This is a genomic window from Streptomyces krungchingensis (assembly GCF_054729265.1).
The window spans coordinates 4442141-4459672 of sequence record NZ_JBPUKY010000001.1; the positions used below are offsets into that span (position 1 = coordinate 4442141).

A 17532-nucleotide genomic window follows, 5' to 3' on the forward strand; every position below is an offset into this window, starting at 1 on the left:
GAACGGCGCGCCCAGCCACACTCCACCCGCACGGGACCCGAAACCCGAAAGCCCCCACCCCCAGGCCCGCACCCCCAGGCCGCCACCCCCGACACCCCGGGCCCCGCAGAACCGCAACCCAAGCGGAGCGCCTACGCGTTCTTGAGGTCCTGCCGCTGCCGCCCCAGCCCCTCGATCTCCAGCTCGACGACGTCACCGGCCCGCAGGTACGGCTTCGGCTCGGGCTGCCCGAGGGCCACGCCCGCGGGCGTACCGGTGTTGATGACGTCACCGGGGTAGAGCGTCATGAACCGGCTGACGTAGCGGACGACCTCGGCGACGGGGAAGATCTGCTCCGCCGTCGTGCCGTCCTGCTTGAGTTCGCCGTTGACCCACAGCTTCAGCGACAGGTTCTGCGGGTCCGGGACCTCGTCGGCGGTCACCAGCCACGGACCCAGCGGGTTGAACGTCTCGCAGTTCTTGCCCTTGTCCCAGGTGCCGCCGCGCTCGATCTGGAACTCGCGCTCGGAGACGTCGTGCGCGACCGCGTAGCCCGCGACGTGCGCGAGCGCCTCCTCGTCGGTCTCCAGGTAGCGGGCCGTACGGCCGATGACGACCGCCAGCTCCACCTCCCAGTCGGTCTTCACCGATCCGCGCGGCACGAGCACCGTGTCGTCCGGGCCGACCACGGTGTCCGCCGCCTTGAAGAAGACGACCGGCTCGGCGGGCGGCTCGGCGCCGGTCTCGCGGGCGTGGTCGTGGTAGTTCAGCCCGATGCACACGACCTTGCCGATGCGGGCGAGCGGCGGCCCGACGCGCAGCCCGGCCGCGTCCAGCGCGGGCAGTTCCCCGGCCGCGGCGGCGGCACGGATCCGGCCGAGCGCCGCGTCGTCGGAGAGCAGTGCCCCGTCGATGTCGGGGACGATGCCCGACAGATCCCGGAGGGTCCCCTCGGCGTCGAGCAGCGCGGGCCGCTCCGATCCCGCCGTACCGACTCGCAGCAGCTTCATGATCACAATCTCCCTCGATCGCGGGCTGTCGACCGACGGGTGCAGCCATCGGAGGACTGGTCGATCCTCCAAGTTCGGCGTCCAGTCCGCAATAGCCCGTTCACGGACTGGACCGTAACCCCGGCGGCCGGGCTCAGGCGAGGGCCGCCGCCGCGGGTGCCGCGCCCGGCATGTCGCGGTACAGCACCGCCCGCTCGACCGCGCTCCACGTCGTGCTGGTGACCACGTACAGCGCGGCGGCCAGCGGCACCACGGCCACGGTGAACAGCGTGAAGAAGGACAGGAACGGCATGAACCGGTTGACCGAGGCGAGTCCCGGCAGATGCTCGTCGCCGGCCGTCGGGGCGGCCGCCGCCATCGTCCGCCTCGTGCGCCGGTAGTTGAAGGTGGCGACGGCCGCGACGACCGCGAACAGGCCGAGGTACACGAGCCCCGGGGCACCGATGAGCCCGCCGTCGCCCAGGGCGTCCGCCCACCGGCCGCCGAGCGGCGCGGCCAGCAGCCGGTGCCCGAGCAGCGCGTTGGCGTCGCCGCCGATCGTCGAGCTGGAGAACAGGTGGTAGAGGAGGAAGAAGGCCGGCATCTGGAGCAGGCTGGGAAGGCATCCGGAGAGCGGCGACACCTTCTCCTGCGCGTGCAGTTCCAGCACGGCCTTCTGGAGCGTCTCCCGGTCCTTCCCGTGCTTCTTGCGCAGTTCCGCGATGCGGGGCTGGAGTTCGGCGCGCGCCCGCTGCCCGCGCGCCGCCGCCCGGGACAGGGGGTGCACGAGGAGTCGTACGAGCGCGGTGAACAGGATGATCGCCGCGGCGGCCGCGGAGTCGTGGAACAGCGGGCGGAGCAGGTCGGCGAGCTGCTCGACCAGGTCGGCGAAGGCGGACATGAACGTGGACATGGGTGAGCCCTCCGGGGGTCTCGTCGTGCCGGGATCGGACACCTCGACGGCGTCGGGGGCGACGTGCGTCGGGGTTGCGGCATGACGGGCCCGCGCGGGGTGCACGGAGTGCCGGTCGGCGTGACCGGTGACGTGATGGTGGGGTGCGTCCCTACGCGGTGGCCGTCAGGAGGGCCCGGCCGGGTGCGCGCGGGCGGGTGCGCCCGGCGGCGTCGGGATCGCGTTGGGGCAGGAAGGCCGTGCGGTGCTCACGGTCGCGGATGGCCGTCCGGACCCGCGTACGGGGGACGGCGGGCGCGCAGCGCGAGCCGGTGAGGGCGCAGACGGCGAGCGCGGAGCCGGCCGCCGCGGTCGCGGTGAACGCGACGGCCACGGCGGCGGAGAGGCTGCCCGTGTCGAGCAGCGCGACCTCCAGGAGAAGCACCAGCAGCACGGCGACGGGACGCGCGTTCGCCCAGCTCCGTGTCATGGACCGCTTCCCCTCTTCGCTCGTGCGCGTACTCGTACGCGTACTCGTGCTCGTACGCGTGCCTGTCGCCGCGTACGTACGCGCGCCTGCGCTCGTACCCGTACGGGTACGTGCGCCTGGCCTCGCGCCCGTCGGTGCGGCGGGCCTGCCTCGGCCGTCCCGCGCCACGGCTTCCTGCCGCGCCTGACGTTCCTGCCGTTATACAGGATCCGTCTCGATCGGTCGCAGCAGCCTTCTCGGCTCGAGCAGGGCCCGGCTGACCGGATCCGCCGGGTCCGGATCGAGTCCGGGTCCCGGCACCATTTCGACGTCCGGGACGGGCACGACGGTTCCGCAGGCGGGGCATTCGCCGTAGGAACCGAGCTCGGTGCCGCAGTCCGCGTGGCGGAACGTCCGCAGCTTGGTCTCGGTGAAGTGCTCACGGCCCCACAGCCCCAGTGCGCGCAGCGTGGGCCACAGGGCGATGCCGCGGTCGGTGAGGACGTACTCGTCGCGCGGCGGCGACTGCTGGTAGCGGCGCTTCTCGAGGATCCCCTCAGTGGTGAGCGTCTGGAGGCGGGCCGCCAGGACGGCGCGCGGGATGCCGAGATGCACGAGGAAGTCGTTGTAGCGCCGCACGCCGTAGAGCGCGTCGCGGATGACGAGGAGCGTCCAGCGCTCGCCCACGACTTCGAGTGCGCGGGCGATCGAGCACTCCTGTGTCGCGTAGTCCTTGCCCAGAGCCATGCCCCCCACTGTAGCCACTTTCCGCCATCTTGGTTCAGTGAACGAACCTAGGGTGCTACGGTCGGAACATCCGAAGGTTCAATGAACGAACTCACGCTCCGAAGGGGCAGGCCATGACCCGGCTCGACCGGACCGACACCTCCACCGACGCGACCGCCGAGGCCACCCGGGCCACCGGGACCGACGGGTCCACCGTGGCCGCCCGAGCCGCCGGCGCCGTCGACACCACCGAGGCCACCGCAGCCACGGGCTCCACGGGCTCAGGGGAGGCCACCGCATCCCCGCCGCCGGGCACCACCCCGCGCGCCGCCCCCACCCTCGGCGTCACCAGCGCGGCCACCGCGGTGGCCCTGATGACGTACACGGCGCCGATGGTCACGCTGCCCGACACCGCCGCCGCGCTGCACACCTCGGTCTCCGCCCAGGCCTGGCTGCTGAACGGCACCCCGCTGGGCCTGGCCGCGCTGCTCCTGGTGGCCGGCAGCCTCGCGGACGACTACGGACGCCGCCGGATCTTCCTGTCCGGCACGGTCGCCCTCGGCATCACCACGGCGCTGGGCGCGCTCGCCGGTTCGACCTGGCTGTTCACGCTGACCCGCATCGCGCAGGGCGCGGCGAGCGCGGCGATCCTCGCGAGCGGCCTGGGTCTGATCGTCCACGCCTTCCCGACCCCGCGCGGCCGGCTGCACGCGACCGGCGTGTGGGGCGCGTTCGTCAGCGGCGGCATCGCCGTCGGTCCGCTGCTCGCGGGCGGCATCGCCTCGACGCTGAGCTGGCGGGTCGCCTACGCGGTGCTGGGCGCGGCGGCTCTGGTCGTCGCCCTGCTGGGGACCCGCGCCCTCACCGAGTCCCGCGCACCTCGGGGCGGCCGCCCCGACCTGGCCGGAGCCCTGACGTTCGGCCTCGCCCTGGTGGCCCTCGTCGCCGCGCTCACGTTGGGCCGCGACGGCTGGCTGCGCGCGCCGGTGGGTCTGCTGCTCGCGGCCTTCGTCGTCCTGACGGCGGCCTTCGTGGCCGTCGAACGCCGTACCGCCACCCCCATGATCGACCTCGGTCTGCTGCGGCACCGCCGCTTCCTCGCCTCGTCCGCGGGCGGAATGTTCACGGGCCTCGCGGTGATCGGCCTGTTCAGCTTCCTGCCGGCGCTGCTCCAGCGGACGCTCGGCCTGTCCGCGATGGACACGGCCTGGCTGTTCCTGCTCTGGTCCGGACTGTCCTTCGCGGTCGCCCTCCAGGCGCGGCGCCTCGCGGGCCGGGTCTCCCCGCGCCACCAGCTCGTCCTGGGTTTCGCCCTGCACGCGGTCGGCGTCCTGACCATGCTCGGCGCGGTCGACGCCGGTTCGTGGACACGGCTGCTCCCCGGCTTCGTCGTCTCCGGAGTGGGCAGCGGCCTGCTCAACGCCTCCCTGCCGCTGCTCGCGGTGGAGTCCGTACCGGCCGCACGCGCCGCGATGGGCTCGGGAGCCCAGCAGACGTTCCGCTACATCGGGTCCTGCGCCGGGGTCGCCCTCACCATCGCCCTGGTGACCTCCACCGGCGGGCCGGGCCACGGCGCGGACATCGCGATCGGCGTCTCCGCGGGGCTGTCCCTGCTGGCGGCGGCCGGCGTGCTGGTGCTGCGGGAACGGACCTGACCGACCGCGCCCGGGGGACCGCGGTCCCCCGTAGGGTGCCGGTCATGGCGACTTCGGCAGCGGAGGGCGACGCCTCCGCCCAGTACCGGCTCGGCAGCGACCTCATGGACCAGGGGCGTCACGAGGAGGCGAAGCGGTATCTCGTGCCGCTCGCCGAAGCGGGCCACCTCGAATCGGTGCGCCGACTGGCCTGGACGGCCAGCGGACTCGCCCACACCGACCCCGCTCACGAGGCGGAGGCCGAACACTGGCTGCGCCGTGAGGCGGAAGTGCGCCGGGACCCGGACTGGCTGGTGACCATGGCCCAGGAGATGCGCCGGTGGGCGTCGGGCCGGGTCGCCGAGGCCGAGGAGCTGGTGGCCGGGATGGCACGGGCGGGCAGCGCGCGGGCAGCGGGTCAACTGGGCTACTGGAGACGGCTGGACGGCGACCTGACGGCGGCCGTGGAGTGGTACCGCCTCGCCGTCACGCTCGGGCACCGCTTCGCCTGGCGCGACCTCGGCTCCTGCCTGGCGGCGCTGGGCCGGTACGCCGAGGCGGAGGAGCTGTACCGCCCGCAGGCGGAGGGGGGCGACGTGGTGGCGCAGTACGAACTCGCGACGCTGCTGCACGCGCAGGGCAAGGGCCCGGCGGCGTCCCCGCCGGGCCCGCCCCGCCTCTAGGAACTCCCCGCCCCGCTTCTCGGGGGCTTCGTCCGGATCAGCCCGGGTCCGCGACGCCCGGCCGGCCGGATCTCGCACACGCCCTGCCCGCGGACTTCTCCGGTGGCCTCAACGGGGCCGCATGGAGCGCAGTTTCCCCCACACCGCCAACCGGTACCTGGACGTGTACTCGGGGGTGCAGGTGGTGAGGGTGATGTAGTAGCCGGGCTCGCTGTACCCGTACGACGGCCGGACGGTGCTGCGCGGCACGCCGCGGATGACCCCGCCGTCGCTCGGCGAGGTCTGCGGCAGGGTCCGGTCGACGACGTACGTGTACAGCGCGGTCCTGGTCTCGACGGTGATCGTGTCGCCGCGCCGCAGCCGGTTGATGTACCGGAACGGCTCACCGTGTGTGTTGCGGTGCCCGGCGAGCGCGAAGTTGCCCGCCTGGCCCGGCTGTTGGGTGCCCTTGTAGTGGCCGACGTACCCCTTGTCGAGCACGCCCGGCTTGCTGACGCCCTCGGCGACGGGGACGCGCAGGGAGAGGCGGGGGACGGTGAGGACGGCGTACGCCTGCGACCAGCGGGGCTGCTGCCCGGAGCCGCCGGCGGTGGCGGCCCGCCCGCGGCCGGCCGCGGAAGCACCCTCGGCCGGGTCCGGTTCACCGGCGGAGTCGCTGTCGCTCGCCACACCGCCACCGGGGCCGTCGGCCGGTGCGGAGGCGTCCGCCCGGGGTTCGCCCCACTCCCGTTCCAGCGCCTGCACCTTGCGCTCGGCGTCGTGCCGGGCCTGCCGGTTGGTCCACCACAGCTGGTGGACGACGAGGAGCAGCAGCACGAGGCCGACGGTGACGAGGAGTTCGCCGCCGGCCCACAGGGCCCGGCGGAGCAGTGCGCGCCGTCTGCGGGTGCCGTGGTGCACGACGCCGGGAACCCGGCCGCGTACGCCCCCTGGGTGAGCCCGCATGCGTACGCCTCCTTCACCGCCCGGCGGGCAGCCGGGCCCGCACCGTAGGCGATCCCCCCGCAAGTCTCCAGACCCGCGCCTCCCGGCCTCCCGGACTCCTCTTCGTACACCGGTTTTAGAAAGGGCTGTCGCAACTCTCGACAAGCCCGCGCGCCGCACCCGATCCTTCCTGTGGCAGCAGCGCGACGGCCAGTGCCGGCGGACGGCCGGCAGCCGAGTCGACACGCCGACCCCGTGGGAACGGCCGGGAGTCGGCCGGACGGAGAAGCATGATCCGACGCAGAACACTGCTGGCCGCCGCGGGCGGCACGGCCCTCGCCGGCACCCTGGCGACGGGCACCGCCCGCGCGGACGCGACGATCAACGTCAACCCAGCGACGTCGTACGGGACTTGGGAGGGCTGGGGCACCTCGCTGGCCTGGTGGGCCAACGTCTTCGGCGCCAGGGACGACTTCGCCGACCTCTTCTTCACCACCAAGTCGACGACGTACAACGGCACTTCACTGCCGGGCCTCGGCCTGAACATCGCCCGCTACAACCTGGGCGCGTGCAGCTGGAACAGCGTGAACGGCGAGAGCATGGTCGCCTCCGCGAGCATCCCCGCCTTCAAGCAGATCGAGGGCTACTGGCAGGACTGGAACAACGAGGACCCCGCCTCCTCGGCCTGGAAGTGGACGGCCGACGCCACGCAGCGCGCCGCCCTCGTCAAGGCGACCGCGCGCGGCGCGACCGGCGAGCTGTTCGCCAACTCCCCCATGTGGTGGATGTGTCTGAACCACAACCCGTCCGGAGCGTCCGGCGGCGGCAACAACCTCCAGTCCTGGAACTACCGCCAGCACGCCTCCCACCTGGCCGCGGTCGCCCTCCGCGCCAGGAACGACTGGGGTGTGGACTTCTCGACGGTCGAGGCCTTCAACGAGCCGTCCTCCGGCTGGTGGACGGCCACCGGCACCCAGGAGGGCTGCCACATGGACTCCTCCGTGCAGGCCGCCGTCCTGCCCCACCTGAGGAGCGAGCTGGACAAGCGGGGCCTGACCGGCACGCGGATCGCCGCGTCCGACGAGACCAGCTACGACCTGGCCCGTACGACGTGGAACTCCTTCGGCTCGACGACGAAGGCCCTGGTCGACCGCGTCAACGTGCACGGCTACCAGGGGGCCGGCGGGCGCCGCGACCTCCTCCACACGGACGCCGTGACGACCGCGCGCAAGAGCCTGTGGAACTCCGAGTACGGCGACGCGGACGGCACCGGCGCCACCCTCGCGAGCAATCTCCTGCTGGACTTCCGCTGGCTGCACCCGACCGCCTGGGTCTACTGGCAGGTCATGGACCCGTCCGCGGGCTGGGCGATGATCGCGTACGACGCCGGGACCCTCACCCCCGGCGCGGTCCAGACGAAGCACTACGTCATGGCGCAGTTCAGCCGCCACATCCGGCCCGGCATGACGATCCTGGACACGGGGGTGGACCACGCGGTGGCGGCCCTGGACCGGAGCGCCCGCCGTCTGGTGATCGTGGCGCTCAACAAGGCGTCCTCCGCCCAGACCTTCACCTTCGACCTCTCCCGCTTCGGCACGGTGACCGGCTCCACCGGCGGCCTGGTGCGCCGCTGGAACACCCTCACCGGAGGCGGCGGCGACCGCTACACCGCCCACACGGACACGTACCTGACCGGGAAGACGGTCGCCGTGCCGTTCGCGGCGGGGGCGGTACAGACGCTGGAGGTGGATGGGGTGGTGGTCTGAGGGGATGGGGCCGGGGTGGGAGGGGGCGGGGCCGGGGTCGGAGGGGGCGGGGCCGGGGTCGGAGGGGGCGGGGCCGGGGTTGGCGGGGCGGGGTCCTCGCACCCGGCCCCTTGGCCCCCTTCATCCGGTGTCCGGCTTCCCCGGCCCCGCATCGGTGCACTGCGGGATGCCCAACTCCCCAGCCCCACAAGCCCCCTCGCCCCTCGCGCCCCCATAGACTCCCCGGCCATGAGCGCGTACTGGCTGCTGGCCCTGATCCCCTTCCTCGCGGGCGTGGCGGTGACCGGCCAACAGGGCATGGTCGCCGTGACCGAACGCGTCGTGCGCCGCACCGCGCGCCGCGTCGAGGGCACGGTCACCGGGCACCTGGCGTCCCGCGAGGCGACGTACGCGGCCCTGCATCCGGTGGTCCGCTGGACCGGGGACGACGGCGTGGAGCACGAGCGCGCCGTCCCTGACACGATCGGCGCCCACGCCCTGCCCGAAGGCAGCCGCGTCCGCCTCCTGTGCGTCCCCGGCGCCCCCGACTCGGTCACCCTGGACGCTCCGGACCGCTACCGGTCGGCGGTCATCGGCGCCTGGGCGGGAGCCCTGCTGTGCGCGGGCACGCTGACCACCGTCCTGGTCCGCATCGCGACGCTGCTGCCCGAGGGATACGGCTACTGATCCACACGGGGTCCGGCACCAGGGTCCGTACCGACGTGCGGCACCGGGCTCCCGGGTCCGCCGCCGACGGCTCCCGGCCACTGCCCTGGCCTGCCCGTATCTCACTTTCGTACGGTGACGGCAGTACGGTGTCCCCCATGCGCCCCGACACGCCTGCCGAGAACGTCGACCACAACGCCGAAGCAGCACGCCTGGAGCGGACTGCCGAGCTCTACCCCGAGGACGCCGAACACCTGCTCGTGCAGGCCGCGGCGCACCTCGAACTGGCCGGCGACCGCGCCCGCGCCACGTCGCTCTACGACAGCCTGCTCGCTTCCTCGCCCCTGGAGGACCCGTACCTCGTACGCGCCCTGAAGGCGTCGAACCTGTGGGAGTACGGCCACGAGGCCGAGGCGCGCGCGATCATCGACGGCGTCCGCGCCGCGGCCCCGCGCGACGCCGCCCCCTGGGTGATCGTCGCGGAGGCGCTGGAGCACCACGACGAGCTGGAGGCGGCGCAGGCGACGTTCACCGAGGCGGCCACCCTGCTGCTCTCGGACGGGTCCGAGCCCCCGTACTCGACCCTGCCCGTGCTCTTCGGCCGGCACCGGGTGCGCAGGATGCTGGGCGCGGCGCACGACGACTGGGACACCCTCGCGGACACCCTGCACTCGTCGTCCGTCTCCCTGGACGAGCTCCACGACCCCAAGCGGGTCTGGTCCCTGGGCTCCGACAACCCGGCGGACATCCAGGCGGAGATCAGCCGGCTGCGGGCCGAGCTCGGCACGTACCGGGAGGCGCTCTCCCGTCCCTTCCCGGTGGCGGTCCTGCACTGGACGGCGCCGGAGCTCACGGAGCTCGTGAGCGCCTACCCCGGCCTCTCCGCCGAGTACCCCTCGCACGAGGAGCACCTCACGACGATAGAAGCCTCCCTGCGCGAACTGTCCGCCTCGGGCACCCCGAACCTGGGCATCGTCACCGGCACGGTCCCCTCCTACGAGGCCTTCGCCGCCTCGGAGGCCACGTCCCCCTCCGACCCGACCCTCCTCCCCCAGTACGCGACGACCCTGGCGGCCCGGGGACGGGCGGAGGCGTGGCCGCCGCAACGGGGGTCCGTCTGCTGGTGCGGGTCGGGGCGGGGGTATGGGGAGTGCCATGGGGCTGGGTAGTTCCCCATCGGATGCTCTAGCGCACAGGACCTGACGAGGAGTTGCCTTGATTCAGCCCCTGATCGGGGCCTTACTTCTCAATTATCAGCTCAAGATATGCCATGCCAGTTTCTTGCAGTACCGTCCTCTGTATCAGTGAGAAACTGACGGGCCATCCTCCCCCCCACAGGTCCCGTCCTGTGCATCCGGGAGCAACACCGCCGATGTCCTACGCGCCGTCCGCAGACTGGGAGTACGAGGTCCCGACGAGCGGAAGCAAGAAGCTCCCGCCAGCAGCGCGCTATGTGCAGTCCCTGTCCCATCAGGGCTACAGCTTCGAAGCAGCCATAGCCGACCTCATCGACAACTCCATAGACGCTGCGACAAGCAAAGTTGTCGTCAGTTTTCTGCGCGACGAGGAGCGACTGGTCAGCCTGCTCGTCATCGATGACGGGCACGGCATGAACGAAGCCGGACTCGATGTCGCGATGACCGTAGGGGGCCGCGCTGACTACGGCGACGCTGCGCTCGGTCACTTCGGCGCCGGCCTGAAAGCAGCCTCGCTCTCGCACGCCGATGCCCTCACGGTCATCAGCCGGACGATACGAAGTCCCTCAGCAGGCCGCCGCTGGCGCACAGCGGCGGCTGAAGCCGACTTCAGCTGTGACATCGTCGATGCGCGCTACTGCCAGAACCTCGTGGACCGCTATGACGGCATCATCGAATGGCACGGAACCATCGTGCGCTGGGACGGAGTGCGTGCCTTCGAGACCGTGACAGCCGGTCAGACAGACCGATTTCTCAATGACGCGATCGAGAAGCTGGAAACGCATCTCGGCCTCTACTTGCATCGCTTCCTCAGCCGCGGCAACTTCGACATCGACATCGTCGTCGAAGACGCACACACCCGGGAGGAGCTCGACCACCGTGGTGTCGAGCCCATCGATCCGTTCGGCTACCGCGTCCCCGGCAAGGCTGGGTACCCCCGCACGTACAGGGCTCCCGTCGAAGGCGCGGGTGAAGTCGCGATGACAGCGCACGTCTGGCCCCCCAAATCCCCTCTGGTCGCATACCGGGGTATCGGATCCCTCGCCGAACGGCAGGGCTTCTACATCTACCGCCATGACCGGCTCGTGCAGGCAGGCGGCTGGAACGGAACGCGTAGCGCCGAAGCTCACCACAATCTGGCCCGAATCGCCGTCGAGCTGCCGTCCGCTCCGAACGAGGTCTTCAGTCTCACCGTCAAGAAGGACGGCGTGAACGTCACGCCTGCGTTCGCCCGCGGCCTGGAGAAAGCCAGCAGCGACACAGGCGAGACCTTCACCGCGTATCTCCAGGAAGCCGAGACTGTCTACCGTGAGGCCGCCCGGCGCTCCACCGAGGTCAAGCGCACCGAGGTCATCCCTCCAGGTAAGGGCATCGATCCCAAGCTGAAGCGCACTCTGCGTGACGAGCTGCCACAGCTGGACGGCGAAACTCCGATCACGTTCCGCTGGGAATCGATGCCTTCCGATGTCTTCTTCGGCATCGACCGAGATGAGCACGTTGTTCGCCTCAACAAGCAGTACCGCCAGGCTTTCAACGGCGACCGTCACGCAGGCTCGAACGACGCTCCTGTCCTCAAAGGGCTGCTCTATCTCCTACTTGAGAAGAACTTCCGCATGGGGCGCTCTAGCGCCCAGCGCGATGACGAGATGGCGCTCTGGAACAGCGTCCTGATCTCTGCCGCCCACTGTGAGATAGCCCGTTACGACGCCATCAGCTGAGCTGTCGGCTGGAACGACTGGATAACCCGATGACTGACCACCTCCTCAACCTCCACGTCGACGTTCTGGCTGCGATGCACCGTGGCGGCCCCAAAGCCTTCGCCAGGCTCGCATTCGCCCTCTCGGAGGACCCGGAGCCCAGCGATGCGGACCTCGACAGGTTCCACGACCGCCTCATGGCTGCCTCCCCCGGGGATGAGCTGACCGCTCTGTGGCACAGAACACTGACTACCTGGGATCTGGAGTCGCAGACGGCCTGGTCCAGCGCACCCCCTCGCACGGACGAGCGCCGTGCTGATGCCTACACACGGCTCGGCTTCGGAGGCGATCTGCGTAAGGCCCTTGACTCCGCCGTACCAATTTTCAAGGAGCCAGGTGCCGTTGTCATCAGCAAGGAATTCCATCCCTGGTATACCCGGGAGTCGGCGGTAGCCCGTTCCTTCTACTGGAATGCGTACGAACGCCTTCTGCGCCAGAAGGGCTGGAGCAACGCGGCGGTCTCCAGTTTGGACGAGGCTGCACACAGCGTCGTTGAGCGGCTCTCCGACCCGACTCGCGAAGAGGCATTTGGCGCCCGAGGACTGGTCGTCGGCTACGTACAGTCCGGCAAGACAGCCAACTTCACGGGCGTGACCGCCAAAGCTATCGACGCTGGCTACCGGTTGGTCATCGTCCTCGGCGGCACGCTGAATCTCCTGCGCGCTCAGACACAGCGCCGTCTGGATATGGAGCTGATCGGCCAGGAGAACATCTTGCGTGGTGCGGACCCAACGGATCTGGACGCACTCGTAGGCATCGATTACCAAGACGACGAGGACTGGCCACACAAGTTCGTCTCCCACGGCGGCCGCCCCTCCATACTGGGCGCGTTCGATGTCGAGCGACTCACCACCAACCGCGACGACTACCGCCGGCTTCTGAACGGTATCCGCACCCTTGAGTTCGAGAAGCACGACCGCACGCGGCCGCTGTACGACGCAGCGAACCTGCACCGCACCGCAGCTCGCGTCATGGTCGTGAAGAAGAACAAGACCGTCTTGTCCAACCTGGTTCAGGACTTGCGCAAGATCGGCCCGCTCCTCTCCGAGATTCCCGCACTGATCATCGATGATGAGTCCGACCAGGCTTCGGTCAACACCACCGACCCCAAGAAGTGGGAGGCCGGAAAGGTCACAAGGACGGCTATCAACGGCCTTATCTCGGACCTACTGAAGATCCTCCCCAGAGCCCAGTACGTCGGCTACACGGCTACGCCCTTCGCCAACGTATTCGTCGATCCCGGCGACGGTGACGACATCTTCCCGCGGGACTTTCTGGTCTCTCTCCCTCGCCCGTCCGGTTACATGGGAGTCCAGGACTTCCATGACCTCGACAGCCCCGACGGCACCGCGGAGCGGACTCACGTCCGGGGCATCTACGAGGACACAGGCGACCGTCTCCAGGAAGCCATGGACGCCTTCCTCCTCACCGGCGCCCTCAAGCTGTACCGAGCAGACCACGGCGCGCCCGAGGGTCCGTTCCGGCATCACACCATGCTGGTGCATTCCTCGGTACGCACAAATGACCACGCGGAACTGGCCGAACGCATCAGGGATATGTGGAGCCGCGCGGACTACACGGGGCCAGACGGCCATGCACGCCTGGAGTCCCTGCTGTCTTCCGACTTCCAGCGATGCTCCGACACCGGTCTGCCCAACCCTGTGTCCTACGTGGCCCTGAAGCCGTACATCTTCAGGGCGCGCCAGCTCATCAACTCGGGCGGCAGCCCGGTCATTGTCGTCAATGGAGACACCGACAGCTTCTTCTCCCAGATCGATCTGGACTTCGACCGCACGCCGCGTGTGTGGAAGATCCTCGTCGGCGGCACAAAGCTCTCCCGGGGATTCACCGTCGAAGGTCTGACAGTCACGTACTACCGCCGCACTACACAACAGGCAGACACCCTCATGCAGATGGGCCGATGGTTCGGATTCCGTCCGGGCTACCGGGATCTCGTTCGCCTGTACATCGGCCGGGAAGAGCCGCTCACGAAGAACAAAACGGTCGACCTCTACGAAGCATTCGAGGCTATCTGCCGGGATGAGGAACTGTTCCGGTCGGAGCTGGCACGGTACGCACCGCTCGTGGACGGCCGACCGCAGGTAACACCTGCGCAGATTCCACCTCTGGTGGCGCAGCACCTGCCGTGGGTCAGGCCCTCAGCCCGAAACAAGATGTTCAACGCAGAGCTGGTAGAAGTGCGGTCACCGGGCAAGCCCATCGAGCCCGCCGCCTACCCCCGGGACGGTCATGTCACCGGGCTCAACACTGAGCGCTGGCGGCCTGTTCTCTCTCTGCTCAGCAGCGAGGCGGTAACGTGCCGACTCCAGCCGGACAGTACGACGCCGCTGCCACGCAGTTTCCAGGCAACCACAGCGGTCGTGCCCCACGCCGCGTTGCTGAGTGTTCTGAGTTCTCTGGACTGGGAAGGCGGGAAGGTCCTCGCTCCCCACCTGACCTACTTGTCTCAGCTCGACGGCCGACTGGCCCGGGTGGACGACTGGCTCGTGATCGCCCCCCGCCGGACAGCACTTCACCGGATCGAGGCATCCGTACTCGGGCACGGCCCGTTCTCTCTGTTCCGCCGAAGCCGACAGGCCGGCAAGGCATTCGGACGTATATCCGGGCTTGAGCACCGGGCCTACGCGCAGCAGCTGATCGATGGCGCCCGAGTGGCGCCTTCCGAACCCGGGGTGCCTGACGTCGGGCCATACCGAGGAGTGGTCTTGCTATACCCCGTAGTCGATGCCACAACGGACGCGGAAGTAAGAGAAGTCGTGACCAATGGTGTCGCCGACTCCTCCCAAGTCATCATGGCTTTCACCGTCATCCCGCCGAGTGCAGCTATCGACTCCAAACGGCAACTCGTGCGGTTCCGCGCCAAAGACTCGAGCCGTCCCGACGCCATCGTCATCGACTCTCCGTAGAAGATCTCCGGGACCAGCGCAACCGCCCCAACACATGAGCCAGGGAAACGACTTGCTGCCATTCAAGGATGACTTCAGCCCCGCCCTACAGAACCCAGGGGCAGCGGATACAGAAGACGCCCAGCTCAAGACGGTTTACGAACACATCCGCTGCCTGGATCCCGATGGCCGGCGGTTTGCTTCAGTACTCCGCGACACCATCGATCAGTTGCTCAATGGCGAGGAAACGGGCCGGTACGACTGGAAGACCCTCTACAAGACAGAGAAGACGCACGCCGGCACACTAGTGGAGATAAATCTTCAGCGTAAGTTCAAGTTCGCCGACGGCATCAACATGGACTATCGAATCGCCGGCATCGACGTGGACTGCAAGTATTCACAGCAGTTCGGCAGCTGGATGATCCCGCCCGAGGCACTGAATCACCTGTGCCTGCTGGTTTGGGCTGATGACTGCAAGTCCCGCTGGAGCGCAGGCCTTGTGCGCATACGAAGCGAGTGGCTTAACGGAGGCAGCAACCGGGATCACAAGCTTACGATCAAGGCCGGGCACCGCAACAAAATCGCATGGCTCTGGAAGGACGCCCCCCTTCCCGAAAATGTACTTCTTCACCTGGATCCTGCGACGCGAGAGGCTATCCTCGCACCGAATTCAGGACAGAAGCGTGTAAATGAACTCTTCGAGCGCGTACAAATGAGACGAATCGGCAGAGGCGTCGTCCGCACTGTTGCCCAGCAGCACGACTACATGGCCCGTGTGCGTGAAGCCAAGGGCCGGGCCCGTACCGTGCTGCGGGAACGCGGCATCCTCATCCCCGGGCACTACACCAAGCATCAGGACGTGGCCAGGGCGCTCGGGGCCCCAGTCCCGCAAGTTCCCGGGGAACTGGTCAGTTTTCGCGTAGCCGAGGCCCGCCCTCACCACGACGACAAGCCCAGGGTTGAACTTGATGGCCGCATATGGGTGCTTGCCACCGCTTCCGATCCAGAAGAGACAGCGCCTTTCCTCCCCAAGCACACCGCTGAATGACGAACGCGCGAAGCGGAATCGGCGCATCTGAGCCGGGCGCAAGCAATTCCATCACCATTGACATCTTCGATTAGCGTGCGCCCAGCAGCAGGAAACGTAAGGAATTAGAGGTCACCCAGCGCAAACATCTTCAGGTCATAGACGCCTTGATGGCCAAGAGCCCAGAACCGCATGCCACCATAGGAGCGGAAAACTATGAGCAGCTCGCAGAGACACTGACCCGATGGTGACCCGTACATCAGACACTGAAGGCAATGAGTCCGACCCGGAAGCGGACTGGAGCCCGCCGGAAGGTTCGTGGGCATCCTCAGCTGCCCGGCGACGGAACATGCAAGCCATCCGCAGCCGGGATACGAAGCCGGAACGCCTGGTTCGCAGCCTGCTGCATGCTCAGGGCCTGCGTTATCGAGTCGCCGCCAGACCACTGCCCAGCCTTCGCCGGACAGCCGACATCGTCTTCCGCCCGACGAAGGTGGCTGTGTTCATCGACGGCTGCTACTGGCACGGCTGCCCTGAGCACTACGTGCCTCCCAGGACAAACCCTGGCTACTGGTCAGACAAGGTCGCCAGGAACATGGCCCGCGACCGCGATACAGACGAGCAACTCCAGGCGGCGGGGTGGACCGTGCTCCGGTTCTGGGAGCACGACCCCGCAGAGGACTGCGCCCTCAAGATCGCGGCCACAGTCAGCCGCCTCCGCCAGAGCAAGGCCTGACGAAGGTAGCTTCAGCTCTTCTGCGCCTTCTCAACCGCCTGGAAGGCTGCGTAGATCTGTTCACCAACAGCCTGGGCAACGGGCGGCGGGAAGGCATTCCCCACCTGCCTGTACGCAGCTGTCTTGCGGCCAGCGAAACGCCAGTCTTCAGGGAAACCCTGAATGAGGGCTGCCTGGGTCACGGTGAGCTTGGGCCCGGCGGACGCAAACAGGTCGCGCTCCGCATCCTTCATCTCGTGCGGTTCATTGGCGACCCCGAGACCGCACACTCCGAGGTCTGCCCAGGCCCGCTTTGCACGCGTCGGGCCGAGGTCCGCGCCACCGTGCTTCTTGGAACCGCCGACGACCGTGGGCGCCACGCCCTCCAGCGCCTTCTCGTACCACCTCTTGAAAGAGGTCTCGGCCCTGGGGTCGTCAGCTACCGCGTCGTATCGCGCTCGCATCGAGTCGTGCAGGGCCTGCCCCACGCTGACCTGGGCCTTCTCCGCGGGCTTTGAATGCTCGAAGTACTGGGCGTACTCAGGCTTCATGGCAACCAGGATGGCGCGCGGGCGGAGCTGAGGAACCTCATAGTTCCTGGCCTCCAGGATGTCCCAGTAGCACTCCTCGTACCCCATGGACTGCAGTCGCTTGATGATCTCCTGGCGGTACTCGGCGAACTTCGGGTCGAGAAGCCCTCTCACGTTCTCGATCATCACCGCCTTGGGCTCAAGATGATCAACAAGGCGAAGCATGTCCGGAAAGAGGTCTCGCTCGTCGTCACGGCCCAGCTGCTTGCCAGCTGCCGAGAACGGAGGGCAGGGCACACCACCTGCCAGCAGGTCGAGCTCACCTGGCTCGAGACCCAGATCAGCCGGATCGAACTCCCTGAGATCCGCCTGGATTACCTTGCAGCCAGCCCACTCAGGATTCTCGTCAGTGTTGGCCCTCAAGGTCTGGCATGCGTCCTTGTCAATCTCGATCAGAGCAGCGTGCCTGAAACCCGCGTTATGGAGACCGACAGCCTGGCCTCCGGCCCCGGCGCAGATTTCCACCGAGGTGTACTTCAGTTCGTTTGTGCGGGTCATGCCCCCTCCTTACAGCCGTGCAGCGGCAGACGCATCTTGCAGTCCACCATCACTGAGGGTGACAGACCCCACTGACAACGAGACCTGACCAAGTGTGCAGCACGTCTCGCGATTCACTGAACACACCCTCCGCCGC

At 68.7% G+C, this 17532-nt stretch carries 15 protein-coding genes; 9 read left to right on the forward strand and 6 right to left on the reverse strand.

Translation table 11 applies throughout. From position 1 onward, the window contains the following. Positions 1-131: 131 nt before the first annotated feature. The 4 genes from ACSYGO_RS19595 to ACSYGO_RS19610 form a co-directional block, all read right to left on the reverse strand. The gene (locus tag ACSYGO_RS19595; RefSeq protein WP_460387153.1) at positions 132-989 is read right to left on the reverse strand and encodes a fumarylacetoacetate hydrolase family protein; all 858 of its coding nucleotides are present in this window, start codon (positions 987-989) and stop codon (positions 132-134) included. 133 nt (positions 990-1122) lie between these two features. Beyond that, positions 1123-1881, reverse strand: a complete 759-nt coding sequence (locus ACSYGO_RS19600) for a YidC/Oxa1 family membrane protein insertase (protein WP_460387154.1) — start codon at positions 1879-1881, stop codon at positions 1123-1125. 151 nt (positions 1882-2032) lie between these two features. Then, positions 2033-2350, reverse strand: a complete 318-nt coding sequence (locus ACSYGO_RS19605) for a DUF6412 domain-containing protein (protein ID WP_426675540.1) — start codon at positions 2348-2350, stop codon at positions 2033-2035. Between the two features lie 198 nt (positions 2351-2548). Beyond that, positions 2549-3076 carry a winged helix-turn-helix transcriptional regulator gene (locus ACSYGO_RS19610; RefSeq protein WP_426675539.1) on the reverse strand — a complete coding sequence of 176 codons (528 nt, stop codon included), beginning with the start codon at positions 3074-3076 and terminating at the stop codon, positions 2549-2551. A 113-nt stretch (positions 3077-3189) separates the two neighbouring features. On the opposite strand from ACSYGO_RS19610, the gene ACSYGO_RS19615 reads away from it, so the two are divergent. Next, a complete protein-coding gene (locus ACSYGO_RS19615) occupies positions 3190-4710 on the forward strand; it encodes an MFS transporter (RefSeq protein ID WP_460387155.1) in 1521 nt (506 codons plus the stop codon). Between the two features lie 44 nt (positions 4711-4754). Then, entirely contained in the window at positions 4755-5372 is a 618-nt protein-coding gene (locus ACSYGO_RS19620) for a tetratricopeptide repeat protein (RefSeq protein ID WP_435224022.1), read from the forward strand. A 108-nt stretch (positions 5373-5480) separates the two neighbouring features. On the opposite strand, the gene ACSYGO_RS19625 is transcribed toward ACSYGO_RS19620, so the two are convergent. Next, positions 5481-6317, reverse strand: a complete 837-nt coding sequence (locus tag ACSYGO_RS19625) for a class E sortase (protein ID WP_460387156.1) — start codon at positions 6315-6317, stop codon at positions 5481-5483. Between the two features lie 269 nt (positions 6318-6586). Between ACSYGO_RS19625 and ACSYGO_RS19630 the strand changes: the two genes are divergently transcribed. The 7 genes from ACSYGO_RS19630 (at position 6587) to ACSYGO_RS19660 (ending at position 16329) form a co-directional block, all read left to right on the forward strand. Further along, on the forward strand, positions 6587-8062 hold the full coding sequence (locus tag ACSYGO_RS19630; protein ID WP_460387157.1) for a glycoside hydrolase: 1476 nt from the start codon (positions 6587-6589) through the stop codon (positions 8060-8062). Positions 8063-8290: 228 nt separating this feature from the next. After that, positions 8291-8728 (forward strand): hypothetical protein, encoded by a 438-nt coding sequence (locus ACSYGO_RS19635; RefSeq protein WP_460387158.1) that lies wholly within the window; start codon positions 8291-8293, stop codon positions 8726-8728. Positions 8729-8865: 137 nt separating this feature from the next. Then, positions 8866-9876, forward strand: a complete 1011-nt coding sequence (locus ACSYGO_RS19640) for an SEC-C metal-binding domain-containing protein (protein WP_460387159.1) — start codon at positions 8866-8868, stop codon at positions 9874-9876. 203 nt (positions 9877-10079) lie between these two features. Then, entirely contained in the window at positions 10080-11621 is a 1542-nt protein-coding gene (locus ACSYGO_RS19645) for an ATP-binding protein (protein ID WP_432185997.1), read from the forward strand. A gap of 29 nt (positions 11622-11650) precedes the next feature. Beyond that, a complete protein-coding gene (locus ACSYGO_RS19650) occupies positions 11651-14587 on the forward strand; it encodes a Z1 domain-containing protein (protein ID WP_460387160.1) in 2937 nt (978 codons plus the stop codon). Positions 14588-14639: 52 nt separating this feature from the next. Then, positions 14640-15614, forward strand: coding sequence for a NaeI family type II restriction endonuclease (locus ACSYGO_RS19655; protein WP_460387161.1), 975 nt, complete (start codon positions 14640-14642; stop codon positions 15612-15614). Between the two features lie 223 nt (positions 15615-15837). After that, positions 15838-16329, forward strand: a complete 492-nt coding sequence (locus tag ACSYGO_RS19660) for a very short patch repair endonuclease (protein ID WP_460387162.1) — start codon at positions 15838-15840, stop codon at positions 16327-16329. A gap of 11 nt (positions 16330-16340) precedes the next feature. Here ACSYGO_RS19660 and ACSYGO_RS19665 read toward each other — a convergent pair whose 3' ends face one another. Beyond that, a complete protein-coding gene (locus ACSYGO_RS19665) occupies positions 16341-17396 on the reverse strand; it encodes a DNA cytosine methyltransferase (protein WP_432185993.1) in 1056 nt (351 codons plus the stop codon). Positions 17397-17532: the final 136 nt, after the last annotated feature.

Excerpts from the sequence above, each read along its gene's own strand:
- ACSYGO_RS19625 (WP_460387156.1), bottom strand. The coding sequence starts at position 6,317 with ATGCGGGCTCACCCAGGGGGCGTACGCGGCCGGGTTCCCGGCGTCGTG.
- ACSYGO_RS19605 (WP_426675540.1), bottom strand. The coding sequence starts at position 2,350 with ATGACACGGAGCTGGGCGAACGCGCGTCCCGTCGCCGTGCTGCTGGTG.
- ACSYGO_RS19595 (WP_460387153.1), bottom strand. The coding sequence starts at position 989 with ATGAAGCTGCTGCGAGTCGGTACGGCGGGATCGGAGCGGCCCGCGCTG.
- ACSYGO_RS19630 (WP_460387157.1), top strand. The coding sequence starts at position 6,587 with ATGATCCGACGCAGAACACTGCTGGCCGCCGCGGGCGGCACGGCCCTC.
- ACSYGO_RS19665 (WP_432185993.1), bottom strand. The coding sequence starts at position 17,396 with ATGACCCGCACAAACGAACTGAAGTACACCTCGGTGGAAATCTGCGCC.
- ACSYGO_RS19600 (WP_460387154.1), bottom strand. The coding sequence starts at position 1,881 with ATGTCCACGTTCATGTCCGCCTTCGCCGACCTGGTCGAGCAGCTCGCC.
- ACSYGO_RS19610 (WP_426675539.1), bottom strand. The coding sequence starts at position 3,076 with ATGGCTCTGGGCAAGGACTACGCGACACAGGAGTGCTCGATCGCCCGC.
- ACSYGO_RS19620 (WP_435224022.1), top strand. The coding sequence starts at position 4,755 with ATGGCGACTTCGGCAGCGGAGGGCGACGCCTCCGCCCAGTACCGGCTC.
- ACSYGO_RS19635 (WP_460387158.1), top strand. The coding sequence starts at position 8,291 with ATGAGCGCGTACTGGCTGCTGGCCCTGATCCCCTTCCTCGCGGGCGTG.
- ACSYGO_RS19660 (WP_460387162.1), top strand. The coding sequence starts at position 15,838 with ATGGTGACCCGTACATCAGACACTGAAGGCAATGAGTCCGACCCGGAA.
- ACSYGO_RS19645 (WP_432185997.1), top strand. The coding sequence starts at position 10,080 with ATGTCCTACGCGCCGTCCGCAGACTGGGAGTACGAGGTCCCGACGAGC.
- ACSYGO_RS19650 (WP_460387160.1), top strand. The coding sequence starts at position 11,651 with ATGACTGACCACCTCCTCAACCTCCACGTCGACGTTCTGGCTGCGATG.
- ACSYGO_RS19640 (WP_460387159.1), top strand. The coding sequence starts at position 8,866 with ATGCGCCCCGACACGCCTGCCGAGAACGTCGACCACAACGCCGAAGCA.
- ACSYGO_RS19615 (WP_460387155.1), top strand. The coding sequence starts at position 3,190 with ATGACCCGGCTCGACCGGACCGACACCTCCACCGACGCGACCGCCGAG.